The organism is Halalkalibacter oceani (assembly GCF_023715605.1).
In the GTDB taxonomy this organism is placed as follows: domain Bacteria; phylum Bacillota; class Bacilli; order Bacillales; family Bacillaceae_D; genus Halalkalibacter; species Halalkalibacter oceani.
The window spans coordinates 1-25929 of the sequence record NZ_JAMBOL010000038.1; the positions used below are offsets into that span (position 1 = coordinate 1).

Consider the following 25929-nt stretch of genomic DNA (forward strand, 5'->3'; position numbering starts at 1 on the left):
CTGTAAGAAATTTTAATTCGTTCTACTTCTATCCAGTAGTACTGGTGAGATTACTATTTGGTGTTAGTGAAATTTGGAGAATACACGAGTATTAGCGAGAAAATTAAACTTTATTGAGGGAGGTTATTTATGAACAAGTATCCATTTATAGGGGCGTTTATTTTAATTCTTACCATTTTCGGTTGTTCAGATGGAAGCTTTTCAGGAGAAAAACCACCAGAGATGTACATAGTCATTGAAAATGAAAAATATGAAACAAAGCTTGGTTCCTATTGTTGGGCAAGTGAATGCGTTGATACAGTGGGGCCTGTTGAACTCTTAAAAGAAAAAGAACCGATTGTAGTAAATCCTGGGGAGACAATCATTTTCAGTATGGACTACGATCCTCTGCCAAATGAAATTTATCTTAATGAAATTAATGGAACGAATGAAAGAGAAATCTTAATAGATGAAAATGAGTTTTCTGCCCCTACCCATGCCGGCGCTAAACAGCATCGCAAACCAGGTTGGTCTGCTAAATTCAGGCCGGTCGGTATCCTTTCCAAGTCTGATTTTTCCGTACTTGCTAATGATCAGAAACAGAGCAAGCAATAAAAAAAACGTCGCAGAAAGGCTGTAAAACCAGCCAAAGGCATTGAGAAAAAAAGCTTGCGCCTGAAGCATAGCTGCTTCAAGAGGACGGGGGAACAAAGCTCCAATTAACACAAAACCGATAGCCAGCAGTATAGAAACTTTAAATGTACGCGTTAATGATTTCACTTTTATTCCCTACTCTCTACGTCATTTACTATTTAGCCTGCACGAAAACAGGGAACATTATGTTTTTTCTCTGACAAGCATCACTGTTTTCGAATCAGGTCACCGAAGAGCAGTGGCTCAAAAAATCTCTAATATTTTGTGATACTATGTTTTATTTGCTGCGAGAAAGGGGAGAGAGGAATGAAGCGAGAATGTGTGGAGTGACCAAATAATAAGTAGGAGTGATCACTTGAAGCGTATAGCGATTTGGATGATGTTGGCAGTGTGTTTCTTGATGGTGGTGGCAGCCCCGGTTCAAGCAGCGCCGCAGACAGCGGTGGATATCGTTATTGATGGGGAAGAGGTCATTCTCCCTGATTCCGCTGCTGCCTTTTTGGAGAGCAACCGGACATTTGTCCCTGTCCGCGGTGTATTTGCCCATCTCGGCCTAGAAATTAAATGGGATCAGGATTCGCAAACTGCGACAATTAGTGGAGACGATGTAACGATTGAGATGAAGCTTGGAGAAAGTCAGGTACAGGTGAATGGTCAGGCGACCGCGATAGACAGTCCTGTCATGATGAAGGAGAGTCGTTTGTTTATCCCGCTTCGTTTTGTTGTCGAGCAAGCTGGCTTTGAGGTGAAGTGGAATCAGGAGGAGCACACGGTCTATTTGGAAACTCCAGCGCTTGGCGAAGAGCTGACGGATACCGCAGCCTTTTTGCAAGAACTGATTGCGGCCGGGCAACAATTAACGAGTTATTCAGCGGAAGTGGATATCGAGCAGGCAATGAGCATGGCCGATGAAAATATCGAGATGGATATGAGAATGCAAATGGATATGGTCACGGATCCACTGAGCTTTTATCAGCATATGACGATGGAAATGGAAGAATTAGGGGAAGCGGTTAGCTCTGAAGCATATTTTACGGAGGACGGTTTCTATTCCTATGATTCGATGTTTGATCAATGGATCAAATATGATGAGGATATGTATGAAAGCATGATCGGACTTTCTGAGACTCAGCTCGACCCGGTCGCCCAGTTTGAGCTGATGGAAGCATATATCGAGGATTTAAAAGTATATGAGCAGGAAGATACGTACGAGATGCATTTTAATGTGTCGGGAGAAGGCTTTCAGGAACTGCTGGAGCTGATTCTGAATATGTCTGAGCTCGGTTTGGATGAGGAATTGCTGGAGGATCTTAACCTTGCTATTCATATTGATGAAATGTCCATTGTGACGACGCTTGATAAAGAAACGCTCTACCCGCTATCGGAGCAAATGGAATCCGACTTAACCATCACAGTGGAAGGGGAAGAGATTGCAATCAGGCAGAAAGCTGATTCCACCTATTCCAACTTCAACAGCTTAAGTGAAATCAATATTCCACAGGAAGTCATTGATTCTGCGATTACGTTTGATGAATATTTGGAGCAAATAGAAATGGACTACGAGGAAGCGATGTAGTTTTCACAAAGAAAAAAGCTGTGCCGGTTTCTCACTAACCGTTGGCACAGCTTTTTCTAGTTTAGTTGAATCTGTGAAGGGACGTCGGCTGCGCGCGTTACACGCAAGTCTGAAAGAAGACCACTTTCAGACTTGCTCAAAAGACAGTAACGGCGGCTCCGCACGACGTAATAAAAAAAGCCGCTGTGCGGCTTTTTTAACGGATTGTTTCGATATATAAGGCGACTGGGAGGGCGGCTCCGCCGGCATGCATAATCTCAACAGTGATTTCATCCGTTCCCGGTTCGACGCGGTAATCGATTAATTCCACATAATCCTGGTTTGGCTTTAAGGTTGGAATTAAATGACTTTCTCCATTTACTTTAATCGCTCCACTGTAGAGACCACCGCGGCCGGTTGCTTTCAGGCGAACCGTTGCTGCTCGAGATGTCTGATTGACGAGTGGGATCGTCACATGATAAGTCATCCCGAAATGGCCTGGGTTGCCAATTGCCCCATTTGTTGTCGACAGGGAGTTCTCCGCTGTCAACAGGTGGTCGCTGCGGCCGTTTGAAAGATTATAGCCTTGTTCAACAGAACCGATTGTATATTCCGGTAATGTCGCGGCAAGGTCAGACGCAGGCCATGCCCCGCGTGGGTGAGCGGCGTATGGATTAATCTGGATTGGTTCAGTGCGAATGGAGGTCAGGTCCTCAAACTCACTTAAAACCGTACGGATAATGTACTCGTCATCACCTGAAGTTTGGACGGTGAAATCATTCAGGAATCCGACAATATACCGCGGATAAAGCTCAAATTCGTCAATGATCGCCGTTTCACCCGGTGCAATCGTCAAGCCCTGACTGCTCTTTGTTTGCTGTCGGTTGTTTAGAACGCCATCAGCAATCGGTAATCCAATGTCATAGTTGACCCAGCTGTTGTTGCTTTTCTTTACGATCCCGCTGGAAGCTGGAATAGTCAGTGACTCGGTTTCAGATGTATTCTCAATCGTAATCCCGATATTAACCTTTGTCCCTAACTGATTTAAATGCCAGCCGAACACACGGTGGTCGTTCTGCTCTTTATCCGGTGTCACCCGTTGCTCTGACAGTGTCAGGCGCGGAGCCGGCGGAATCAAAGATGGTGTCAATGTTTCCGGGTTATCGCTGACCAGCAGCTGGCGGTCGCCTACTAATTCAGCTTCCGGGACTAAATCGGGAACACGCAGGCTGCCTTCCTGTTTAGGGAGGAACTCACTGCTGAACATAAATTGATTCAAATAAATATAAATTTCATTCGTATCACTGCGGAAACGCAGATTCCCTCCTAAGGCATTGACGATGAAGTGGACAGGCACATACATTTCATTGCCGACAAGAAATGGGACTTCATTTGATGCAGTCGGTTCCTGGTTGACCAAAATATTGCTTTGGTTGTTACGGAACGTAAAGACAAGACCTTCAATCTGAAGCTCGACTGTTTGCGAGTCAAGCCATTGAACGGATGAGTTTTCCAAGTAATTATAGAAATACTTCGCTGGAATATAGTTACGGCCGTTGCGAATGATCGCCGATTCTTCCATTTGAATTCGCTGATTGTTTAAATGCAGCGTATAAGGCTCACCGCTGACAGGTGGCTGGCTTGAACCTGTCGTTGAAATCGTAATTAGTTGAGCCTGATGGTTGTAGTTAACAGTGCCGTCAAAGTTTTCGATGACAAAACGTAACGGGACGTATGTACGGTTCTTGTACATAATTGAAGGGGCCGTTAACGCCACCCGCTGATTATTTACCCGAGCGGAACTTGAGTTGATCGTTAATTCAATCGTCGTTCCGTTTTTGATCGCTTTGGCCGTTTGCGACGCTTTATTCCATTCGATTTGGGCGCCGACAGCTTCATAGAGCGCTCTCATTGGTAAAAGCGTGTGACCATTTTTATTAAGAATCGGATCCGAAAGCTGTAATCTGGACCCATTGAGCATGATTGTCATATTGTTTTTCGTATATAAATCTCCCTGGACGTGAGTGGCTGCCAGTGCTTGTCCTCCGTTAACAGACAAGCCCGTCGTTGTAATCAGAGTCAAAGCCATTAAAACAGTAAATAAACGTTTGAGCATGTGTGATCTCCTTATTTTTAAAAGCATTTTCCGAACAATCCCATAATAACACATAAAAATTAGGAGATATATAGAAAAAAATGTGTCTTTTGAGGAATTTCTACAGATTGAGACAATTGTCACGAATTGTGTAAAAAATTTTAAAAGACTGTTTCCCTCTCCCCTTACCGTGTCATCTCGAAAAAGTCGGTTCTCCTCTTTTTGAACGACCATTAGTTGGAAAAAGTTTCACCATCAGTAAAAATATAAAACACGTCCGCGTCCCCAATCAACTTTCGCTTCCAACGCCTCGGAAATAAAGCGGAGCGGGACAAGAGTACGCCCATTTTCAATCGTGGCCGGGACATCAAGGCTGACGAGCTGTCCATTGACATAGGCCTGTTTGGAGTTCAGTGTCATGACAATTTCCGTACCCGGGGCCCGTCCTTCGATCCTTTTCGCCGCAGCGTCCCATTTCAGCTGAAGGCCGGCTTCTTCAAAGAATGAGCGGACAGGTACGAGCATTCTCCCATTACGAATAACCGGGCCGACGCGATCAAACGTCAGCAGCTGCTGGTCGAGTGCTGCTTTCATTTGCTGGCTGTCGCTCCGTTTCACGCGTGAGATGTGAGTCGAGATCAACGCCAGAACATCGGTTGAAACAAACGTTTTCCCGTTTTCGTTAAAGAGTTGAACTTCGTTTGTCAGCTCCCGGCCATTAAAGAACAGTCGTCCGGGAAAAGGCGTAACGTTGATTCGCTTTTTTGCGCCATTCAGATGGGCACGTTTTGTATAAGCTGACTGTAAAAGGTTTCTCGTATCAACATATCGCTGATTTCGTTCACCTCTTAAGATGACGGTAACATAATCATGGTCATTCGAGCTGGCAAAGCTGACAAGATTGTAGCGCGAAGCACTTGTATAGCCCGTCTTGCCGCCGGTCACGGTCGCCGTAAAATAAGGCGAATCAGTACGGATCAAAGAATTGGAATTTCTCCACGTCTTTGCTTTTGCCGCCCCGTTTGGCCCGCGGTAAGAAGCATAGTAACTTGGGGCGCCGACAATTTTCATAAAAAGGGGAGATGCGGCTGCTTCCTTGGCGACTAATGCGAGATCGGCAGCGGTCGTATATTGATTCGGATGGTGGTACCCATGTGAGTTGACAAAATTCGTCCGCGTCATGCCAAGCTCCCTCGCCCGGGTGTTCATAAGCTGGACAAATTGCTGTTCAGAGCCGGCGATAAGTTCGGCGATCGCGACTGCGGCGTCATTGCCGGATGGAAGCATCATCGCATATAGCAGCTGCTCAAGCGTAAGACGGTCGCCCGGTACTAGTCCCGCTTTAGAGCTATCATGGGGGACAGCGGCCGCACGGGGGCTGACGGTGACAAGCTCTTGCAGCTGACCGCGTTCAATCGCGAGCAGGGCAGTCATGATTTTCAGCGTGCTGGAGGGATAAAGGCGCTGGTTCGCATTTTTTGAAAAGACAGGCAGCGCCGCGTCATCCTCAAGCATAACACTTGCCTGAGCGCCAATCTTCGGATTAATGCGTAGCTGCTCGGCTGCAATCGTGGCGTCTTTCGGAAGTGCACCCTCTACTGTGACAGAGCTGTTGACAGTCGGCGCGCCATCGAGATGAAGATCGGCTCCCTGCTGACTTAGCGTTAGCCCAAGTATCGAGGCAACGTCTTCAACCGGGAGAAAGGCCTGTTGTTTGTAAGTAAGGAGCGGGCCATTCCCTTTTGATTCAACCCCCTGGAAATGGTAATAGTAGGATTCTTCATAAACCTGGATTTGCTTTGGTTCCTGAAAGGCGGCTGCCGTGGCCGTTGCAAGGCCGGGCAGCTTTATCAATAATAGAATCATGAATGTCAGCATACTTTTTTGAAACATAATAGACTCCTCCCGAGTAGGCACTATGTTGTTTTTCTCTTATTCTGTTAATCCATAATTCTGCATTCCGCTTATTCAGTGGAAGAGGTGGTGATCCGGACCGTCTGTTCCTTCGACTGCCATTCGACTTTGGCGCCTAGCGCTTCGGCGATAAAACGGACCGGGACATAGGTGCGGTTATCGACCAACAGTGCCGAAACATCTAGCTCAACTCTTTCCCCGTCAAGATAAGCGTAGGGACGGTGAACCGGCAGACGAATGCTCTTTTCACTTGATTCAATCTGTACTTCGCGATTGGCGCTGTTCCATTTCACCGAGGCGCCAAGCCGTTCGAAAATGCTACGTAATGGCACAACGGTGCGATTTTGAACCGTAAATGCGCCTTCAGCAAGAGCGATCCGTTCTCCATCAACTTCAATCGAGACAGGAGAAAAGGTATTGCGCAGTCTTGTTTCGAACATTTTCTGGCTTTCACGGGCAACATAAAGGCCGACAAGGCGGTTTTCCTGCCAGATGCGATCAAAATTGGCGAGCGGGACGTTGGTCGCGCCGACATACGGTGACACTTCCGGCGTAAAGGCCGGCTTTTTGTATTGTTGAATAAACCAGTCCGTATAGCCGCCACCGCCTGTTGCGCCGGGTTCTCCCATCAGACGGTAGCCGGTCATTTGCGACAATGCCCGGGCATGAGTGCGGTCACGGATCAGCTGGGCGCCCTGCTGATGGAAATTCCAGAAAAGAATTTGTCCGCTGCTGTGATAGGAGACAGCCATTTCCGGACGAATCTCCTCCGTCAGCTCTAAGACAGCTTTCACCTCAGAAGCGCTGTGAGGGGTTTTTCCTTTATAGTTGGCGAAGCTCGGACCTCCCGGGCTGTTCGCGAGATTGTTCCAGTTCGCGTTGAATTGCCGGTTCAAATCGACTCCTTTGCCGTTTGCCTTCCAGCGTTTAAAGTTCGAACTGTTTTGATTCATGACCATAACAGAAGCCACCTCACCTTGAGGGACGCTGGTCAAGCCTTGCTGCTGAATCATCACCCCGTCGGGATTAAGCATCGGCACAAACCAGATACGGTGTTTATCAAGCAATGTTTTTACATCGTAGCCGCCGATGGAGCGGCGCTGCTGATACGCTTGGGCATATTGATCAATCATATACATGGTTAAATTAGTCGTGATCCATTCGCGGGCATGGTTGGAGCCGTTTATGTAAGAAGTAGACATGCCATTTCCGAGCGTAATGGCATAGATCGGACGACCGAATTCGCTTGTGCCGATCACATGGTATTCAATTAAATCAGGATATCTTTCAGCAAGTTTTTTCATATCTCGTTCCATTTGTGCATAGGAATAGACTTGCTTAGGATTCACGATGGAAGCTTCGGCTGAAAATGGAGGAAAGAACAGAAGGAAAGTGAATATACTGGTACCAATCAGTGAGAAGAGATGTTTGCGAGCTGTCAAATTATGTCACGTCCTTATCTCAATCTGTCATAGTTGAAAACTATTTGTAGAGTAATAGCAATCATTGGCAGAAGTCAATGTTCCATTTTGACTAAATCGCGAGAAAACTACATAAAATGCCGAAATTTTTGTTTCTTTTACGAATCATAGGGGAATGGAAATAGTAAGTAGGAAAGTGAAACATGGACGGCGAATGAATCGTTAGATTGTGAGAATACAGGAGGGGATGGGATGAAATGGTGGAATGTCGGAGTCGGCGCGATGATTCTCTGGCTTGGACTGTTAGCGACACAAACAGTTGCGGCGGCTGAACAGCAGATCAGTGTTTACATAAATGAGCATCCCCTCGAACTTGAGCATGAAGCGGTGATGAAAGACGGGGTTACGTTTGTCCCGCTGAGAGACGTCATGCGGGAGCTTGATGCCGAGCTGAGCTGGGAGGCTGAAACCGACACTGTTTTTATTAAGAAAAACGGGCAAACGATTGAAGTCCCTGTCGGCAAAAGCTATGCGGTTGTGAATGGAAAAAAGCAATTCCTGCATGCTCCGAGCTTTCTTACCGATCAGACGGCGTATGTTCCCGTCCGCTTTGCTTCGGATATTCTTGGAGCGAAGGTGAAATGGGAGAAGGAGAAGCAGGCTGTGTTTCTTTCAACGGCAGAGCGGCTAACCTTTGTAGCGGAGCAGACGATCGCTCCTGAACCGCGAGTTGCTTCCTTATGGCTTGGTGATTCGCTTGAAAGCGTGCAGGAGCAGCTTGGGGAGCCGCTGTCAACAGTAGCCAGTGCCTATTCCTTTGACTGGAATATTTATCAGCTGGCCGATTCCTCTTATCTTCATGTCGGATTGGAGGAGGGAAGTGTTGTTGCCTTCTATACGAATACAAGCCGGCATGTAACCGGCCTTCCCTTTATCGATGGAATGAGACGTGAACAGATGCTGGCCGACTTCGGGGAGGAGCGACTCGGAGAGCTTGAGAAGAAAGGTAGCGTCTTCCGTTATGAAGGAAAGAAAGAGTGGGATTTATTTCAGACCGACGATGCTTTTTACACGCTTTTTTACGATCAGCTTAAAGGAGGGGCCGTCACTGCGGTTCAAATTATCGCCAAGGATGTAGAGCTTGCTCATGACAGCTATTTCGGCGAGCCGACGGAAGAGCGGCGAGCTGATTATGAGAAGCATCTGTTTTACTTGCTTCAAGGTGTCCGCCAGCGGGAGGGTGTACCGCCGTTAATGTGGGACGATGAGGCCGCGCAGCTGGCGCGTAAGCATAGTGAGGATATGCAGGAGAATCAGTTTTTCAGTCATACGAACCTGGATGGTCTGTCTCCTTTTGACCGCTTTGACCGTGAAGGAATTGCCTTTTATCAAGCCGGGGAAAATTTGGCGGTCGGTCAGTTTCACCCGATCTTTGCCCATGAAGCGCTGATGAATTCAGCCGGACATCGACGCAATATGCTGGCGCCGGGCTTTGAAAGGGTAGGCACAGGAGTTGCCTTTCTGGGAGAAAAGCCATATTATACTATTAATTTTTATACACCATTATAAAAAAAAGAGAGACATAGAGAGAAGAAAGAAGGGGTCAATTTGAAAAAATGGATATGGGTGCTATTGCTCGCACTTGCATGGATGCTGCCTCAAGAAGCTGAAGCGGCGTCATCAGGACAGTTGATTATTATTAATAAGTCAACAAACGAACTAGCATTCTTTGAAAATGGTGAACTCGTACGGACTTTTCCGGTTGCCACTGGGAGGACGTTAGCACTGACACCGGAAGGACGGTTTCCGATCGTCAATAAAATTAAAAACCGGCCTTACTACACAGATGGAATACCGGGCGGTGATCCGCGCAATCCACTCGGCGACCGCTGGCTTGGTCTTGACGCCCGGGGAACATACGGCACAACCTATGCCATCCATGGAAACAATAATGAACAGTCGATTGGCAAATATGTCAGCGCCGGCTGTGTGCGTATGCATAATAAGGACATTCACTGGCTATTTGAAAAAGTGAAGCTGAAGACGGACGTCCTCATCGTTCAATCATCGCGCTCCTTTGAGGAGCTTGCTAGGTTGAATGGCTATCAACTGGTGCCGCCGATCAGCGTATATGTCGACGGGAAAAAGCTGGCTGTCAGTCAGGATCCGTTCATGAAAGACAATCGTGTCCTCGTGCCGATGCGCTCGATCTTCAACGCTTTAGGAGCGTCGGTAGCGTGGAACGCGCAAACGAAAACGGTGACAGCGACAAAGAACGGACGGAAAATCGAACTGACAATTGATTCAAAGCGGGCCAAAATTGACGGCCGGACGCATATGCTTGATGTCGCTCCGACCATTTCCGGCCAGCAAACATTTGTCCCGACACGCTTCGTCAGCGAAGCTTTAGGGGCTTCTGTGAAATGGGACGGAAAGAAGCGGATCGTCTCGCTTCTGTCACCGGCAAAGCCAGCCCCTCAGCCGGATCCGGCCACGCCGGCCAAGACACCGATCAAGGTTACGGTTAATGGTCACCAGGTGGAAGGAGATGCCTTTATTTTGGACGGTGTCTCAATGGTGCCGATGCGCCAAATTTTCGAATGGCTTGGCGTCCCGTTTTCTTATGACGCCGCTTCGGCCACTGTCCGCGCGTCTCACCAAGGAAAGAGCCTGACGGTGTCGGCTGGTAATTCCGCGGCAGTCATTAACGGGGCGAAAACGACGCTGCCCCAGTCACCGCTTATTGAAGCCGGCAGATTATACGTCCCGGCCCGCGTCGTCACCGAAACATTTTCCGGCAGTATCCGCTGGGATGGAAGCACTCTTCATATTACAGTGAGACAGTAAATGTTTGACCACAGGGCTGGGATAAAGGATTGTTTTTACCTTTTTCCCAGCCCTGATGGGTTTCTCAGACCGGGACATGTGGCGAGTGAAGCCATTGCTAATAGGTCAAAGCTGGTTTTATCACATCCTCTTTCTCTGTCAGCTGGAGCTTACTGCGACACCGCAGCGCGATCCGGCTGATGGCATGCTTCGATAAAATGCTCAAACAGACTTTTCATGAGCCGGTCGTCCTTCGCCATTTCCTCAGGATGCCATTGCACACCTAACAAATAAGAAGGGGCCTCTTCGGTTTCCTGAACGGCTTCGATAATCCCATCCTTTGCCTGACCGACTTTCTTTAAAGTCGGAGCTAGTTTGCCAATCGCCTGATGATGCATGCTGTTGACGCGGATTTGCTCTTTTTTGAGGTACTCATAAAGACGGCTGTTCCGCTCAATGAGCACATCATGAGTGGCCTCCGGGCGCGCTGCTTTTTGATAATGATTAATCGGCTGATCATGCAAGGTTTCAATATCCTGAAGAACCGTCCCGCCTAAAGCTGCGTTCATCATCGCAATTCCGCGACAAATGCCAAAGACGGGCTTTTTCTTTTTAACCGCCTCCTTGACCAGCTGAATCTCCGTCTCGTCGCGGGCTGCTTTCGTTTTTCGGAGCGCTGGATCGGGCTGGGCGCCATATGAATGTGGATCAACATCCTCTCCGCCGCTTAAAATAAGGCCATCGCAGATGGATACCCAGGCCTCAATTTTTTCCTTCGAGCCGAGTGGAATGACCAATGGGATGCCACCGGCTTCTGATACAGCCTCTATATACTTTTGATGGACGTGAACACTCGGAATCGCATTATGGTCAATTACCGAGCTTGAGATCCCGATTATCGGTTTTGGATAAGCTGAAGCAGTCATCAAACTCATCTCCTTTCTTCATTCAAAGACCAGGCTTCTCTACTGCTTATATAACCAGCGATTTCGCTGTTGAAACAAGAAAAGTATGGGAAAGCTGCTGCTTGTCTAACAAAACGAATAGAGAGGCTCACGGACATTAATGAAGGAATGTCCGACAACTGTGAAAAAAGGAAAAACGGCTTTTTGCCCCGCCGCTGACGTTTCATGCCGGGGAATCAGGGAATAATGGAAAAAGATCTCGTAGACATTACCTAACAAAAGGAGGCAGAAAATCATGAAAGAGGATCTGACGTATCCGGAAATGGACAGGACCGAACAGAGCAGTAAATTGATGAAGGCGATGATGATCGGCGCATTGGTAGGGGGAGCTTTGGCGATTCTTGTCGACACGAACACGAGGAGGAAGGTGACCTCCACGACAAAAGAAATGAAAGAAACGACCGTTGAAGCGATGAAAAAGGTGAAGGAAAATCCTGCTGAGATCAAGCAGGAGCTGCAGGAAAGAGTACGGACAACATCGGAAGCAATCAGCGAGATCATGAAGGATGCACAAGCGCTTTATGATAAGGTCAATGATACGGTCATCAAGCCGGCAAACCATATTGGCGAAGAAAGTACAGAGCTGCTTTCTTCAGTTAAGGAAGCGTCGGCAGAGTTAAAAGAAATTGGAGAGAAGGTAAAAGAAGCCGGAGAAGAGATCGCCCATCCGCAGCCGGATGCGGCGTCGGCTGACGAGGATCGGATGGAAACGCCCGGAGTCAGATCGTAAGCGGGGCGGGGACAGAAGTCGAAGTTGAGAGGGAAAGCATGGCAGCAGCTTCATTCGGCAGGCTTTTCCTCTTTAAACAAAAAAGCAAAACGGGAACCGGGAGGACAGTTCCACCGTAGATATAGGAAAGAGAAAGGAGTGTTCTCCATGGAATTGTTATTCTTTCCTATTGTTTTGCTGTTTGTTTTAGGGGGCTTTTTACTTAATCTTTTCACTAGTATTTGGTGTTACCGTGATTCGTTAAACCAGGGGAACAGCAAGGAATACAGCCTGCTGATCCTTGTGGCGACCCTCTTTTTTCCGGTTCTCGGCTTTATTATTTATTTGATTATCAGACGCTGAGTAATAACGATTAAAAAAGGTGTAATTGGGTATAGGAATAAGAGTCTGTCATTTTTTTAAAAAGGAGGTGTCAGTTATGAGTGAAGTGATGTATGGAAATACGCCGCCTTTCCTCGGTGCGATCAATGGAACAACAGACTCAATAGAGGGGGCGGATGTTCTCATCTATGGCGTGCCGTGGGAAGGAGCCGTGACGTGGGGAGATTATACAGGATGTGAGCTCGGGCCGAAAGTGATGCGGCTATGCTCAGCACGTTACAGCGGCTATTTGCCGGAGCTTGATCATATAGATGTCTTTGAGCATCTGACGCTCGCTGATATGGGTGATGTGGATGTCGTTCCGGCAGACGTGGAGGAAACGATGAAACGGATTGAAGAGTTTGCCGGCGAGATCTGGGAGACCGGGAAATTTCCACTCGCTTTAGGCGGCGATCATGGTATTACATATCCGATTGTGAAAGCCTTGACAGAAAAAGTAAAGGGTAAGGTCGGGATCATTCACCTTGATGCCCATTATGATAATATGCCTCATCATGAAGGAGATAAGTATGCCCGTTCTACCCCATTCGCGCGCATGTATGAATTAGAAGGAGTGCGAAATGAAAGCCTGATACATGCCGGTATTCACGGCCCGCGCAACAAGCCTGAAAGCGGACGGTTTGCCAGAGAAGCAGGCGCAAAGACGTGGACGATTAATGATATTCGGCAGCACGGGGATCTGCGCAGCCTGGCAGCAAAGATGTATGAACAGGCCAGCGAAGGAACGGAGGTCGTCTATCTCAGTGTGTGCAGTGATGTGCTGGACTTTGCCTTTAATCCGGGTGGTCCTGTTGATGGCAACGGTCTCAGCTCTTATGAACTGTTAACTCTTATTTATGAATTTACGAAGCGCGGGATCGCCGGAATGGACTTCGTGGAAGTGTATCCTCAACAGGACCCGACCGATGTATCGTCTCATTTTGCTTCAATGATTTCACTTTATGCCTTAGCGGGCGAAGTTTCAAACCGAAAAAGAGGCCAATCATGAGATGAGCAGGTGAAAAAAGCTCATGCAGATTGCTTCGAGGTTGTTCTGAAAGGTTAATGATGGGCCTGAGGAACAGCCTCTCTTCTTGTTCTATTCCCTTTCCTCTACTACTTTAGTTGATCAAACAATGATATAATGAGAATACTAGACATTACAGCAAGTACTTATATAAATTCAGGGAAACGATAATGGAGTGAAAAAGGCCATGGATCTTGAGTTGAAACAGATAAAAGAAGCAAAAGAAGCATTAGGGAAAAAAATGATCGAAGGTTCAGAGCAATTAGCACGGCAAATGGTTGAAGCGTTTTACGAGAACATCGATTCAGGAGAAAGAGCGGCGGACAAAGAGTTAATAGAGATCTTAGGCCGTCTGGTGAAAATTATCGGCGAAGGCCTATTTGATGAATGCGTAGAACAGGAGTCGGCCGTCTGGGGTGAAAGAGTCGGCTTCATGACGATTGACAAGGGAGGAGAACTGATTCCGACGCTGAAAATGAGTTCGCATTATAAAAAGGTTTTGTTGTCGTATATTTTGGAAGCGGGAGAACAGGCGAAGTGGAACAACAAGATCTTAATTGAAATTATTAGTAAGGCTGACAGCATCGTCACCACGACAGTCGCCGGGTTTGCCCAAGCGTTTATTTCCCACTCCAATCGGCTATTAGAAGAGTCGCAAAATGAATATCTCAAAATTTCTGTTCCGATTGTCCCGCTGTCAAAAAAGGTGGCAATTCTGCCATTGATTGGCGAAATCCATCAAAAGCGTGCCGAGATTTTGATCCAGCAAGCTTTGAAGGCAAGTTCGGAACAAGGGTACGACAGTTTAATTATTGATGTCTCAGGGGTGCAAACAGCGACGCCGATTGTCATTGATATGTTCCATAAATTAATTGGCAGCTTGACATTACTTGGCATAACCCCGATTTTGACCGGGATCAGACCGCAGCTGAGCAAATCTTTCGTACAGAGCAATATTACGCTGGATGGGATTACGATCATGAATAATCTTCATCATGCTGTAAGCTATTTGTCGTTGGATTAGAGCGACTGTAATAACTGCCCCCTTTCGATTCATAAGATGTATCAAAAAGGGTGAAATCTGTGACGATCCATATCGTGCAAGAAGGGGACTCATTGTGGAAGCTTTCACGACAGTACGAAGTGACGATTGACGAAATCAGCGCGGCGAATGGACTGACTTCCTCCCTGCTTATGCCAGGTCTGGCTCTTTATGTGCCGGACCGTGTTTTGACAAATCGTCTTTACCGGATTCAGGAAGGGGACCAGTTTTGGTTGCTGGCAAGGCAATTTCGTACGACGGTGACGGCCATCCGCGCGGCCAATCCGGCGTTAGACCCTTACCGCTTACCGGTGGGGGAGACGATGATCATTCCCTCTCCCCTTTTGCCGGAGATGGTAACGGTCGGCTTTATCGTGCCCTATTCGATTGAACAGTTTCTCGCTTCTTTGGAAGGGTTTGCAGAGCAGCTGACGTATGTAGCGGTTGCCTCGTATTCGGTCACGGAAGAAGGCGAGGCTTATGTTTTGCTGGCGGATGACATGATTCCAGAACGGAGCCGTCAGTTGCAAGTTACGCCATTGCTGATGATTCGCAACATTATGGCTGATGGGACGTTTAACCCGGAGCTGATTGGCGTTGTTCTTGGAAGTGCTTCTATGCGGCGCCGTCTCATCGCCTCGCTATTGGCCTTCGTAACTGAAAAAAACTATGGCGGCGTCAGTATTGATTTTGAATTTATTCCTCCTGGTCAGCGCAATGATTTTGTTATCTTTCTCCGCGAATTGAAGCAGGCATTAGGAGCGTTGCTTCTGCATGTCAATGTTCATTCGAAAACGGCTGACATTCCTGATAATCCGATTATTGGCGCGTACGACTACCGGGCGATCAGTCAGGAGGCTGATATTGTCGCTGTGATGACGATGGATTACGGCTATCCGGGAGGCCCTCCCAATCCGATAGCGCCGATTTGGTGGGTCGATGAGGTCATTCGCTATGCGTTAACCGAGATTCCGGCAAATAAATTGCAAATTGCCTTACCGCTCTATGGGTATGACTGGCTGGAAGGGACAAATGAATCAAGCGGCCTGTCCGCTCTCGGGGCGCAAAATCTTGCTCTCGACAGAGGGGCCGTGATTGAGTTCGATATGACCGCGCTCTCCCCGCATTTTGCATACTGGCAGGAAGAAGGGCGTCATCTTGTCTGGTTTGAGGATATTAGAAGTTATGTTAGTAAATATCAGTTAGTGGATCTCTACGGGCTTCTCGGCGTTACATTTTGGGAAGTAAGACTGCCTTTTCCGCAAAATTGGGCCTATATGAAGCAGCATATAATGGTTTTAAAGTAGAACGTCAAGGGTATGACGTAGGAGTGGTTGTTATTTTTATTTCGTTCATTGGCTGTTTATTAATCGCTCTGGGTGTCAATCTCGGTTTTATTCCGTTGCAGCTGTTTAGCATCGGTTTTCCGGGAATGGGGGTCCTGGCGCATTACACGCTCGGCCTTTCAGTCGGGCTTGTTGTCTTTATCATGAATATTCCTTTGTTTTTGCTGGCGTGGCGTTATATTGGGCGTGTTTTCGTCTTTAAAAACATCGTCGTGACGGTCGTGCTGTCGATTTTCCTTGACCTCCTTTATCCGCTCAGTCAATGGGTGCACCCGCCGCTTTGGCTCGGTATTCCGTTAGGCGGATTGCTGATGGGAGTAGGGACGGGGCTTGTCTTTCGACAGGGGCTGACGAGCGGGGGAGTCGGATTGCTGGCGCGTTTAATCCAGCTTCGTTATCCGCATTGGAAAATGGGACCGATTCATATTGCGTTTGACTTTTGTGTCCTGTTTCTGGGTGCTTTCCTGCTCGATGTGATGACGGCTTTCTATACGTTTATCGCGGCAGTAATGATGGGGAGAATGATGGATGTGATGAAAACGGTTCCCAATCCTTTCGGTGGGACGAAGAAAAAAGCCGGTTATACAGAGGCCTCATAAAAAAAGTGTGCCACAAGGAAAGTCCGACCCTTAAGGCACACTCTTTCGTTATATATGACAAGAGGTGAACTGATTGTCTGTTTCTTTGCAGATTAGCTGGAGAAGTTCCGATTCGGTCGCTTCATAAAATTGCCGGCCGTCTGGCATTTTGTAATGATGATAGGATAAAAGAGCATCGATCAGCTGGTCTTTATTCAACTTCTTTTCTTTTAGCAAAATCATTCACTCCTTTATGAAAGCGCTTACAATATCTATTATACCTCCTTCGATTTTAGCTGTCAAGACGTGGGAATTATGACAACCTTTCGTGTGTGAAGGGGACTGAAGGAGAAACAATCGCTCGGAAAGGGGCGGCTTCGCGCGCCGCTTTTAAGAAAAGCCGCTGCGCGATTTTCTCAACAATAAATAAATGAAAAAAGGAGCGCCGATACCCGCTGTAAACACTCCCGCCGGAAGATCAAGCGGCAGGAAGGCTGTCCTTGCGACGACGTCGGCGATGACGACGATAAAGCCGCCGACGATGGCTGATAATGGGACGAGGGCTGCAAAGGAGGGGCCGACCAGTTTTCTGGCGATATGCGGGGCGATTAAGCCAACGAAGCTGATTCCTCCGGCAAACGCAACGGCGGAACCTGCGAGGGCGACACTGATGAAAAGAAGCAGGAAACGCTGAAGCTGGACGCGGACACCGAGTCCTGTCGCGATATCATCGCCAAGCAATTTCACCTGAACGGTTTTGGCAAACAACAGAGTCAGCGGAATGAAGATGGCAACCCACGGCAGCATGCCGTACACTTGAGTCCAATTGGCCCCGTACACGCTGCCTGTCATCCAAAGATAGGCTTTCGAAGTCGTAACCGTGTCACTGAAGACGATGACCATCGTCGTGACGGCTTTCATCGCTGCTGAAACGCCGATGCCGATTAAAATGAGCGTGATCGGCGCGACACCATTTTTCCACGATAGAAGGTAGACCAGCACGGAAACAGCCGCCGCCCCGATCAAGGCGGCGATCGGCAAGAAACTGATGCTGACCGTACCACCGAAAAAGGTCAGGAATAAGAGGGCGCCGACTGAGGCGCCACCGGTGATGCCGATAATATCCGGTGAGCCGAGCGGGTTGCGGATAATCGACTGCAAAATTAAGCCGGAGACCGCCAAGGCTGCTCCGACGAGAAAAGCGAGCAGGACGCGGGGGAGCCTTAGCGTTTGCAAGACGAAATCGTATTCTCCCGTTCCTTTTCCGAGCAGATTCAGGATGACGGTCATAGGAGACAACCACTCACTTCCGACTGAAAGCGCAAAAACAAGCAGCAGCAGGCTGAGCAACATAAACGTAAGGACGGACAGCCATTTATGTTGAGTGATTTTTTGTGTGATGGTGTTCATTTTCGTGCCAACCCCTTGCGTGCGATATAAATGAAAAAAGGTGTACCGACAAGCGCCGTCATGACGCCAATCGGCATTTCACGCGGCATGATGATTGTACGGGCGACGATATCGGCGATCAATAGCAGGCTCCCACCTAAAAAAGCGCTGTAAGGGATCACGAGCCGGTAATCAGTTCCGAACAGGCCGCGGACAATATGGGGGATGATGAGACCGATAAAGCCGATCGAGCCGGCGACCGCGACTGAACCGCCTGCTAGAAAAACGACGATGCAGCCGATAACAAGCTTGGTGAGCACCGTTCTTTGTCCGAGACCTGTCGCGACATCCTCTCCAATCAGCAGGATGTTGATCGCCCGCCCTAAATATAAGGCGATGAGGCTCGCCCCAAGCATAAATGGCAGAATCGGCAGAAGCATATCGATCGAGCGGCCGGCGACGGAGCCGGCTAGCCAGAATAGGACACTTTGCAGCCCTTGCTCATTCATGACGAGCAACCCTTGCGTAAAGGAGACGAATAAGGCGGTTATCGCCGCACCGGCAAGGATCAGCTTGACAGGTGATAACCTGTCTCGTCCAAAAGAGCCAAGGGTGTAGACGAAGGCTGCCGCTAATGCCGCGCCGAGGAAACCGACCCACATATAATGGAGTAACGATTGCACGGAAAAGATAGTGGCCGCACTTACGATAAAAAAGAGCGCTCCCGCATTAATGCCGAAAATGTCAGGAGCAGCTAAAGGATTTTTCGTAAGAGCTTGCATCAATGCCCCGGAGACAGCGAGACTGGCGCCGACCACGGCGGCTATAACTGTGCGCGACAGGCGTGAGGAGGCGACGATGACATGCTCAGTGACTGTCGCATCATAATTAATCAAAGCATCGAGTACCATCTCAGGCGGAATTGCTGTTTTTCCGACCAGCAGACTTAAACTGCAGGAAAGGATAAAGACGAAAAAAGCGAGCAACAGTCCAAGCGGATGCGGGATTTTCCTAAATAAAGGCTTCATAGCATTTTCTCTCTCCTGTAAGGTTGCTAAAGACAGCTCTATTTTTCTAAGTCAAACCGGTCATAAATGTCATCAAGCATTAAGTTAGCTGCCTGGACGCCGCCAGCCAAGTTCCAGATCACTTCATCAACGATATAAACCTGATCTTTTTTCACCGCGTCTAAGCTGTCCCATAGTGGGTGGCTTGTCCATTCTTCAAATGCCTGTTGGACGGCGGGATCGCTATCATAGTAGAAAACATAAAAGACATCGGCATTCATATCAGGAATGCTCTCTTTATCATTGAGCATAATAATGTCTTCATTTAAAGCAAGCTGCTGTTCCGAGCTTGTAAAACCGAGTTCCTGAAGAATGGAGCCGGCAAAACCGGTTACATAAATCCGGGCATGGTCGGCGCGGAAGTTTAGTACAGCAGCGTTGATCGGCCATTCATCTCCGAGCTTCTCTTTGATCTTCGTCTGGAAATCGGCGACACGCTCATCCCATGCACTTAAAATCTCCTCGGCCTTTTCCTCGTTGTTCGTTGCATCTGCAAGCAGCTGAAGCGATTCTTTGAAATCATAGATCGTTTCATTCACGACAGTCGGCGCGATTTGCGATAATTGTTCGTAAATTTCCTCATGACGGATGTGGGAGGCAACGATTAAATCAGGCTCCAGCTTGGCGATTTCCTCGACATTTGGCTGCGTTTCGACCCCGACGATGGCCATATTTTCTAACTCCGGTCTTAAATATTCGTACACAGGAGCTTCTTCCCATGATTCAACAGCGCCGACAGGGACAATCCCGAGCGCATTCGCCGCATCAGTTGCTCCTTGATAGAGGGTCACAATCCGTTCGGGCGTTCCTTCAATTACTGTTGTCCCGAGTGGATGGGTAATTTCACGGACGTCTTCTGCAGCCGCAGGAGGAGCTTCTCCGTCTTCATTTAGTGACGAAGTATCTTCACTTCCGCATGCTCCTAAGCTGATAAGAAAGCTGCTAATAAGAAAAATGGATAAAGAGAGCTTCCGTTTTTGCTGCATTGTTCTCACCTTTCCTAATAATTTGATCTTGATTATCATTATCAATTAAAGAATAAGTTGTTGCAGTCAAGATGTCAAACTTTTTTTGGATGTTATTTGTTACATATTACATTGACATACAAAGTAATATGAGTTACATTGCAATAGTGAGGTGAAGGGGATGGCAGAAAGGATTAGTCGTGAGCTGATTCGAGGTAACATCGATACAATGATTTTGCGGGTGCTAATGGAAGGCGATAATTACGGTTATGAAATTATGAAAGCCATTTTCAAAAATAGCGGCGGACACTATGAGCTGAAAGAGCCTTCGTTATACACAAGCTTAAAGAGACTGGAAGCGCACGGGCTGATCGAATCCTACTGGGGGAACGAAAGCCAGGGAGGACGGCGGAAGTATTATCAGATTACTACGAGCGGGATAAAAGCATACCGTGACAATGTCAGCGCCTGGAAAACAGCCCGCCGGCTGATCGATCAATTAATTGAGATGAAGGAGGAAACGGAGTGAACAGCTTAGAGCGACACGTTGAAAAACTGTTTGCTAGTTATCAGGAGACAGCAGAAGTGAAGGAATTAAAAGAGGAAATTCTTAGTAACCTGGAAGCAAAGTCAGCGGACTTTCAGGCCGAGGGTCTTGAAGCGGCGGAAGCTGATCAAAAGGCGGTCAGTACATTGGAAAGAGTGGACTTTTTCTTTGCCGACACTGTCGCGCTCTATCTCAACCGCTGGAGATTGGAGGTCATCCAAATCCTGCTCCTGTACACGCTGATTGCCTGGGTTATCACGATTCCGTTGACCGTTCTCGGCCTGGCGATGCGCCTTCATTTCGTGCTATTGCTTGCTTCGGTTGTAATTGGCCTCATTTATTTTTCGTTATATCTCAGAAGAGGCGGCCGTCTGGATGAGAGAATTGTGTCATTCAGTAGAAAAGCGCTGCTCCGTCTGCGGAAGCTTGTCTGGATTGGCTGGAGTGCTTTGATCCTTGCTCTGCTCATCGGGCTGACGCTTTCACAGTTCGGCAGCAATATTTGGTTTCAGCGGCCTGTTTTGATTTCAGGGCCTTACCAATTCGCAACACTGGCTGTCAGCTATGGCCTGCCGTTTGTCAGCCTTATTCTTCCACTCGTCGTCTCAGCCGCACTTCGGCTCGTTGACAAGTATAAAGTAGGTGATGAAGTTGAACGTTAGGCATCGATTGATTATGATGATAAGTGTCATTGGGGTGATCGGCTTTTTCATCGTACAGACAATGGTCCTTCCTTCCATCGCTGAAAAAGAAGAAGCATATCAGGCAGCGCAGAATGAAGCGATGAGCCATGACATTGAACAAAGTAGGCGCTATCAGCATAACTATATGGGAGATGCGGGGAATTTGACGCAACTGTTTCGCTCTTTGCCATTACGTGAAGTGCCGATGAGCTTTGAACTCGATTCGGAGCGTTATCGCGTTCAAGTGAATTTTGAAGGTAATGTTGATGAGCTGGATCGACGGAAGCGGGAACAGGCGTTTATCTATAATGCGACAGCAGCCTTTGCCTTGATTGGAAACTTGCAGGAAATTGATTTTCACTTTAATGACCGCTCTTTTGTTGTCGAGCGCGAGGCGGTAGAGGAATGGTATGAGCAGCCGTTGCCATCCCTAATAGAGGATGGCAGCTGGGAGAAAATGGTGAGACAGCCGCTTGCGGATGCTGACTATCTCGAAAGCTGTACTGAAGCATTTTTTTGAAATAAGAGTTTTTCTTAGTGAATGAATTAGAGAGTAAGGTGTGATGAAGATGATTACGTTAAAATCAGAGCGGGAAATTAATTTGATGCATGAGGCCGGCAAGCTGCTGGCGGCTTGCCATAAAGAAATTGCCAAATTGATTGAACCGGGTATTTCGACAATGGAAGTCGATCAATTTGTCGAACGTTTTTTAAAGGAGAATGGCGCAACACCGGAGCAGAAAGGCTATAAAGGCTATAAATACGCCACTTGCGCCTCCATTAATGACGAGATCTGCCATGGCTTCCCACGTAAGGCGCCATTGAAAAAAGGCGACATTGTCACGATTGACATGGTCGTGAATTTGAATGGCGGCCTCGCTGATTCGGCGTGGAGCTACGCGGTTGGTCCGATTTCAGAAGAGTCGGAGCGCTTGCTTGCCGTTACTAGAACGGCATTGGATAAAGGGATCGAACAAGCGCTTGTTGGCAAAAGAACGGGGGATATTGGGCATGCGATTCAGTCGTATGTCGAGGCGGAAGGCTTTTCGGTCGTACGCGATTTTACGGGACATGGGATCGGACCAGGACTGCATGAAGCCCCGCAAATTCTTCATTACGGGCAAGCGGGAAAAGGGCTGCGTCTTAAGGAAGGAATGGTCATTACGATTGAGCCGATGATTAATGAAGGGGCATGGCAAAGCAGGATGGAAGGGAACGGCTGGACGGCAAAAACTGTTGATGGCAAACGTTCCGCTCAATATGAGCATACAATCGCGATCACGAAGAATGGCCCTCTCATCTTAACAGAGCAATGACTCATTTAGATAAAATCGACCAAATCGGCATCGTTCCGAAAGGTCGATTTTTTTCCTTTGAGACAAGCTTGAAGCAATGACTAGTAGAAAAAAGGTGAAAATAAAAGCGGGGAACAGGAGAAGCGTATCAATGCCTCGAATTGTATGAAAAGTTGTTCTCCAGACTAGATGGGTAGGAGGAAAGAAAATGGACGCATTTGCAGAATTTTTAGCGGGCATCAAGAACCCGCAGCATCAGCAACAAACGGAAGAGGTTTTGGCTTGGGTGGCGAAAAAATTTCCAGCCTTAATGCAGGAAATCAAATGGAAGCAGCCGATGTTTACCGACCACGGGACGTATATTATCGGGTTTAGCGTCGCTAAGCATCATTTGGCAGTTGCGCCTGAGCGGGCGGCGATGATTCATTTTGCCAATGACATTATCCAGGCAGGCTATGACCATACGAAAGAGTTAATCCGTATGCCTTGGGACCGCCCGGTTGATTATTCCTTGCTTGAGAGAATAATCGAATTCAATATAATGGACAAGGCTGACTGTGAAACGTTTTGGCGAAAGTAAAGGAGATGCTGTTTTAGCGGGAAAACAGCAGTTTCCTGTAATTCCCTGGCGAAAATCCGACTAATTTCCCGTGTGAATTTATTTCCCGTGCAATATTATGACGATGTATGACATTGCTTGTCAATGTCGTAAGTCCACTGAGGGAGAAGGGAAATAAATTGAAAAAAATTGGGGCATGGGTGTTGGCGAGTATCCTTGTTATCGGCGGATTTTCAGGAGGTACGCCGGCTTTAGCAAAAGAAGAAGTGAGAACGGTGGAAAGCTACATTCTTGAAGATATTTGGGAGCATTGGGGCTTTGAAGAGCTTGATGACCTCGTCAATGCCGATATATTTAAAGGATTTCCAACGGGAGATGATGAGTATTCGTTTAAGCCTGATCATCTTATCACGAGAGCGGAGTTCGCTGCGATCATCGTGAGGGCGCTTGACCTGCAGGCGACGGGAGAGGGAGAACGCTTCGACGATATCCCGGTGACGCATAGCCTTCAGGCTGAAATCGCGATAGCAAGCGATCATGGAATTATTGAAGGTGTCGGCGCGGGCCGTTTCGCCCCGAATGAGCCGGTGCTTCGTGAGCAAATTGCGGCGATGATCGTCCGCGCCTTTTCAGATACGGTTTCATTTCCGGCAGAGGGGAGTCAGTCCTTCCATGATGTCGCGTCAGATCATTGGGCTGCTCCATCCATTGCGAAAGCGGCTGGCGCTGAAATCGTCCGGGGCATCACTAGCACGCAATTCGGCTTCAATAAAAAGGCAACAAGAGGTGAGGCTGGAGTCATGCTGCACCGGGCTCTCCAAAAGGAAACGAGTAACCTGCCAAATGCGAACGAGCTGATGCAGATTGTCAAGGACAGTGAGGTGGAAAGCTTTCCGCTTTTTGAACAAAAGGATGCTTCGGGCTTGCTGAGCCATAATAAGAAGTATTTGACTGGTTACCAAAAAGCATTGGCCGATGATTTGGCGATGTGGTATTTTGACGATGAGACGACAGAAACGATGGCCTTTGCAGCAGAGCCGAAACTTGAAATGAAGCAGAGCAGCAACCGCTTTGCGCGAGTTTCGTTGCAGGGCGAGTTGAATGTTCGCTATCAAGACCGGACGACGATTATCGAAACGACGATTGACTATCATCCGGTTTATTATCTGAAGAAAACAGACGGCATATGGAAGATTTATTATAGCGATATGCCGCTTGAATTTGAAGCATTGTCATAAGGAAGGCAGGGTGTGTCAAAAGGGGATTTACCTTTCGGACACACCCTTTTTCTAAATTAATAATTCATAAACGCCAATCAATTGCTCTTCCCTGACCTGATCCTCCTCCTGTCGGGCATAGTTGATCTCGGCGCGGAGGATCAGATTGAGAATTTCTGTTTCCTGTTCATTCAGGCTGCGGACGAATTGCTCCTCGTCTTTGTAAGCAGACTGCTCCAGCTTATCGTACATATGCTGGCAAAGCGGGTGATTTTCAAGGTGATTCGATAATGATTCGCGTAAGTAGGCCAAATTAGTATCCATACATTCATCCCTTTTCGAGTTCTATTGGTTCTACTTTAGGATGGATGGAGGACTCTTGCTTCATACATAATTGTTGTCATTCCCTCTGTAACGATTGATTCTGTTTGCGGCGCGGTAGGCATCGACCATTCCCCAAATCCAGATAATCGGTGTCGTGATAAAGCCGATCAGCACGTACATCAACAGCCATGAAACAGCGTAAATAACAATAAAGAAAAGTCCTTTAAAAATTTGCCCGTTGTAAATTTGCCCCAGTCCGGTAATGAAGAAAGAAAGGACGGCGGCGATTCCTGCGTTTTTCATTTGTATTCCCCTCTCGAATGTCTTTTCCATCGTATCTTACTCATTCAGCTTCAAGAATATGTTCGTCGCATGTTTGTCTTATCCTTTCCTTTTTTGCAGAACAATGAAACGAAAAGGTCTTTTGCTGTTTCTTTCGGCGCTGTTCCGGTATTCTAAACATAAATAGATCGAGTGGAGGAGAACCTGTGGATACGATCACTCATACGCTGTTTGGCGTTGGCTTGTACCATGCTGTCAAGAAGAGCGAGGAGACGAAAAAGGAAAAGCAGGCGCTGTTGTTTACAGCGATCGTCGGCAGTCAAATCCCGGATATCGATGTGATCTCGCAGCTCTGGGACCAGGAAGGAATGTACCAAATGTGGCATCGGGGCATTACCCATTCGTTGCTATTGGCGCCGGTGTGGGCGTTGCTTTTGTACTTGCTGGCGATTGCATTTTTCCGGGTGAAGCAGCGAAGGATCTTTTATATCGGCCTTCTTGCCGTCGTGATTCATAATACATCCGATGTGTTAAACGCCTGGGGGACAGGCTATTTTGAGCCGGTTTCCGATGTCAGGCTGACGTTAGGAACAATCCCGATTATCGATGTTGTCATTTGGACGATCTTTTTATCAGCCTTTTTGCTGAAGCGTTTTTCGTCACTGTCCGCGTCGGGAATATTTCGCTGGGCCTGGGTGATGATTGCCTTGCATATCGTCATTCAAAGCGCACTCGGCCTGACTTTTCTGCATGAGGCGAAAAAAGAATATGAGCACGCGGCATTATCAGCGGATTTTGTTCCGTGGCAATATACGGTGATCGGCAAAAACGGAGAGGAGGTCGATTTAGCGCTCGTTTCATTATGGCGCGGGTTCGATGTCCATACGACGCTTCAGTCGGATGAAAGTGTCGATCTGGAGCCACTGTTTGCTGAAAAACCTGAGGCGAGGACGCTGACGAAATGGAGTCCGTTTGTCGTCGTCGTCAATGAAGACGGCCGGCTTGGCGTGTTTGATCCGCGCTTTTATCGCAACGGTGAATCGTTTTTATCGGTATTTTTGGAGTAATTGTAGGCGAGCAGTTGTTTTGACTTTGAAAGAGGGATTTTT

The 25929-nt window shown here is 47.7% G+C and carries 27 protein-coding genes; 16 read left to right on the forward strand and 11 right to left on the reverse strand.

Going from position 1 to position 25929, the window contains the following annotated elements; translation table 11 throughout:
* Positions 1–441: 441 nt before the first annotated feature.
* Positions 442–759, reverse strand: a complete 318-nt coding sequence (locus M3202_RS20475) for a BCCT family transporter (protein WP_349775639.1) — start codon at positions 757–759, stop codon at positions 442–444.
* 229 nt (positions 760–988) lie between these two features.
* Here M3202_RS20475 and M3202_RS20480 point away from each other — a divergent pair, with 229 nt between their 5' ends.
* Positions 989–2209, forward strand: coding sequence for a copper amine oxidase N-terminal domain-containing protein (locus M3202_RS20480; RefSeq protein WP_251225083.1), 1221 nt, complete (start codon positions 989–991; stop codon positions 2207–2209).
* A gap of 196 nt (positions 2210–2405) precedes the next feature.
* On the opposite strand, the gene M3202_RS20485 is transcribed toward M3202_RS20480, so the two are convergent.
* The 3 genes from M3202_RS20485 to M3202_RS20495 form a co-directional block, all read right to left on the reverse strand.
* Positions 2406–4304 carry a copper amine oxidase N-terminal domain-containing protein gene (locus M3202_RS20485; protein WP_251225084.1) on the reverse strand — a complete coding sequence of 633 codons (1899 nt, stop codon included), beginning with the start codon at positions 4302–4304 and terminating at the stop codon, positions 2406–2408.
* Between the two features lie 234 nt (positions 4305–4538).
* On the reverse strand, positions 4539–6176 hold the full coding sequence (locus tag M3202_RS20490) for a stalk domain-containing protein (RefSeq protein ID WP_251225085.1): 1638 nt from the start codon (positions 6174–6176) through the stop codon (positions 4539–4541).
* A 71-nt stretch (positions 6177–6247) separates the two neighbouring features.
* A complete protein-coding gene (locus tag M3202_RS20495; protein ID WP_251225086.1) occupies positions 6248–7501 on the reverse strand; it encodes a M14 family zinc carboxypeptidase in 1254 nt (417 codons plus the stop codon).
* Between the two features lie 369 nt (positions 7502–7870).
* Between M3202_RS20495 and M3202_RS20500 the strand changes: the two genes are divergently transcribed.
* Together M3202_RS20500 and M3202_RS22620 are read left to right on the forward strand one after the other, a co-directional pair.
* The gene (locus M3202_RS20500; RefSeq protein WP_251225087.1) at positions 7871–9187 is read left to right on the forward strand and encodes a stalk domain-containing protein; all 1317 of its coding nucleotides are present in this window, start codon (positions 7871–7873) and stop codon (positions 9185–9187) included.
* 39 nt (positions 9188–9226) lie between these two features.
* Positions 9227–10465, forward strand: coding sequence for a L,D-transpeptidase family protein (locus M3202_RS22620; RefSeq protein WP_349775640.1), 1239 nt, complete (start codon positions 9227–9229; stop codon positions 10463–10465).
* A gap of 149 nt (positions 10466–10614) precedes the next feature.
* On the opposite strand, the gene M3202_RS20515 is transcribed toward M3202_RS22620, so the two are convergent.
* Complete coding sequence (locus tag M3202_RS20515; RefSeq protein WP_251225088.1) at positions 10615–11370, reverse strand: gamma-glutamyl-gamma-aminobutyrate hydrolase family protein; 756 nt, start codon at positions 11368–11370, stop codon at positions 10615–10617.
* 274 nt (positions 11371–11644) lie between these two features.
* On the opposite strand from M3202_RS20515, the gene M3202_RS20520 reads away from it, so the two are divergent.
* The 6 genes from M3202_RS20520 (at position 11645) to M3202_RS20545 (ending at position 16513) form a co-directional block, all read left to right on the forward strand.
* Positions 11645–12139, forward strand: a complete 495-nt coding sequence (locus M3202_RS20520; protein ID WP_251193676.1) for a YtxH domain-containing protein — start codon at positions 11645–11647, stop codon at positions 12137–12139.
* A gap of 147 nt (positions 12140–12286) precedes the next feature.
* A complete protein-coding gene (locus M3202_RS20525) occupies positions 12287–12481 on the forward strand; it encodes a PLDc N-terminal domain-containing protein (protein ID WP_251193675.1) in 195 nt (64 codons plus the stop codon).
* A 76-nt stretch (positions 12482–12557) separates the two neighbouring features.
* Positions 12558–13508, forward strand: coding sequence for an agmatinase family protein (locus tag M3202_RS20530; protein WP_251225089.1), 951 nt, complete (start codon positions 12558–12560; stop codon positions 13506–13508).
* A gap of 205 nt (positions 13509–13713) precedes the next feature.
* Positions 13714–14550 (forward strand): STAS domain-containing protein, encoded by an 837-nt coding sequence (locus M3202_RS20535; protein WP_251225090.1) that lies wholly within the window; start codon positions 13714–13716, stop codon positions 14548–14550.
* 59 nt (positions 14551–14609) lie between these two features.
* Complete coding sequence (locus tag M3202_RS20540) at positions 14610–15875, forward strand: glycosyl hydrolase family 18 protein (RefSeq protein WP_251225091.1); 1266 nt, start codon at positions 14610–14612, stop codon at positions 15873–15875.
* A 23-nt stretch (positions 15876–15898) separates the two neighbouring features.
* Positions 15899–16513, forward strand: coding sequence for a YitT family protein (locus tag M3202_RS20545; protein ID WP_251193672.1), 615 nt, complete (start codon positions 15899–15901; stop codon positions 16511–16513).
* A 48-nt stretch (positions 16514–16561) separates the two neighbouring features.
* Here the strand turns inward: M3202_RS20545 and fbpA are convergent, their stop codons facing one another.
* From fbpA to M3202_RS20565, 4 genes are all read right to left on the reverse strand, one after another.
* Positions 16562–16729, reverse strand: coding sequence for a Fur-regulated basic protein FbpA (gene fbpA, locus M3202_RS20550; protein WP_251193671.1), 168 nt, complete (start codon positions 16727–16729; stop codon positions 16562–16564).
* Between the two features lie 153 nt (positions 16730–16882).
* On the reverse strand, positions 16883–17902 hold the full coding sequence (locus M3202_RS20555) for a FecCD family ABC transporter permease (protein ID WP_251225092.1): 1020 nt from the start codon (positions 17900–17902) through the stop codon (positions 16883–16885).
* Entirely contained in the window at positions 17899–18909 is a 1011-nt protein-coding gene (locus tag M3202_RS20560) for a FecCD family ABC transporter permease (RefSeq protein WP_390188847.1), read from the reverse strand. The genes M3202_RS20555 and M3202_RS20560 overlap by 4 nt, the downstream gene beginning before the upstream one ends.
* 38 nt (positions 18910–18947) lie before the next feature.
* Entirely contained in the window at positions 18948–19934 is a 987-nt protein-coding gene (locus tag M3202_RS20565) for an ABC transporter substrate-binding protein (protein WP_251225093.1), read from the reverse strand.
* Between the two features lie 160 nt (positions 19935–20094).
* Here M3202_RS20565 and M3202_RS20570 point away from each other — a divergent pair, with 160 nt between their 5' ends.
* The 6 genes from M3202_RS20570 to M3202_RS20595 all read left to right on the forward strand — a co-directional run bounded on the left by M3202_RS20570 (position 20095) and on the right by M3202_RS20595 (position 24235).
* Positions 20095–20442, forward strand: a complete 348-nt coding sequence (locus M3202_RS20570) for a PadR family transcriptional regulator (protein ID WP_251225094.1) — start codon at positions 20095–20097, stop codon at positions 20440–20442.
* A complete protein-coding gene (locus tag M3202_RS20575) occupies positions 20439–21122 on the forward strand; it encodes a hypothetical protein (protein WP_251225095.1) in 684 nt (227 codons plus the stop codon). The genes M3202_RS20570 and M3202_RS20575 overlap by 4 nt, the downstream gene beginning before the upstream one ends.
* Positions 21112–21663: a DUF4825 domain-containing protein gene (locus M3202_RS20580; RefSeq protein WP_251225096.1), complete on the forward strand. Its 552-nt coding sequence runs from the start codon at positions 21112–21114 to the stop codon at positions 21661–21663. Before M3202_RS20575 ends, M3202_RS20580 begins: the two co-directional genes overlap by 11 nt.
* Positions 21664–21712: 49 nt before the next feature.
* On the forward strand, positions 21713–22459 hold the full coding sequence (map, locus tag M3202_RS20585) for a type I methionyl aminopeptidase (RefSeq protein ID WP_251225097.1): 747 nt from the start codon (positions 21713–21715) through the stop codon (positions 22457–22459).
* Positions 22460–22646: 187 nt separating this feature from the next.
* A complete protein-coding gene (locus M3202_RS20590; RefSeq protein ID WP_251225098.1) occupies positions 22647–23018 on the forward strand; it encodes an iron chaperone in 372 nt (123 codons plus the stop codon).
* A gap of 158 nt (positions 23019–23176) precedes the next feature.
* Positions 23177–24235 (forward strand): S-layer homology domain-containing protein, encoded by a 1059-nt coding sequence (locus M3202_RS20595; protein ID WP_251225099.1) that lies wholly within the window; start codon positions 23177–23179, stop codon positions 24233–24235.
* Positions 24236–24286: 51 nt separating this feature from the next.
* Here the strand turns inward: M3202_RS20595 and M3202_RS20600 are convergent, their stop codons facing one another.
* Both M3202_RS20600 and M3202_RS20605 read right to left on the reverse strand, forming a co-directional pair.
* Positions 24287–24538 carry a sigma-G-dependent sporulation-specific acid-soluble spore protein CsgA gene (locus M3202_RS20600; RefSeq protein ID WP_251193662.1) on the reverse strand — a complete coding sequence of 84 codons (252 nt, stop codon included), beginning with the start codon at positions 24536–24538 and terminating at the stop codon, positions 24287–24289.
* Positions 24539–24598: 60 nt separating this feature from the next.
* Positions 24599–24841, reverse strand: a complete 243-nt coding sequence (locus M3202_RS20605; protein WP_251225100.1) for a hypothetical protein — start codon at positions 24839–24841, stop codon at positions 24599–24601.
* A 185-nt stretch (positions 24842–25026) separates the two neighbouring features.
* Here M3202_RS20605 and M3202_RS20610 point away from each other — a divergent pair, with 185 nt between their 5' ends.
* Positions 25027–25887 (forward strand): metal-dependent hydrolase, encoded by an 861-nt coding sequence (locus tag M3202_RS20610; protein WP_251225101.1) that lies wholly within the window; start codon positions 25027–25029, stop codon positions 25885–25887.
* Positions 25888–25929 lie beyond the last annotated feature (42 nt).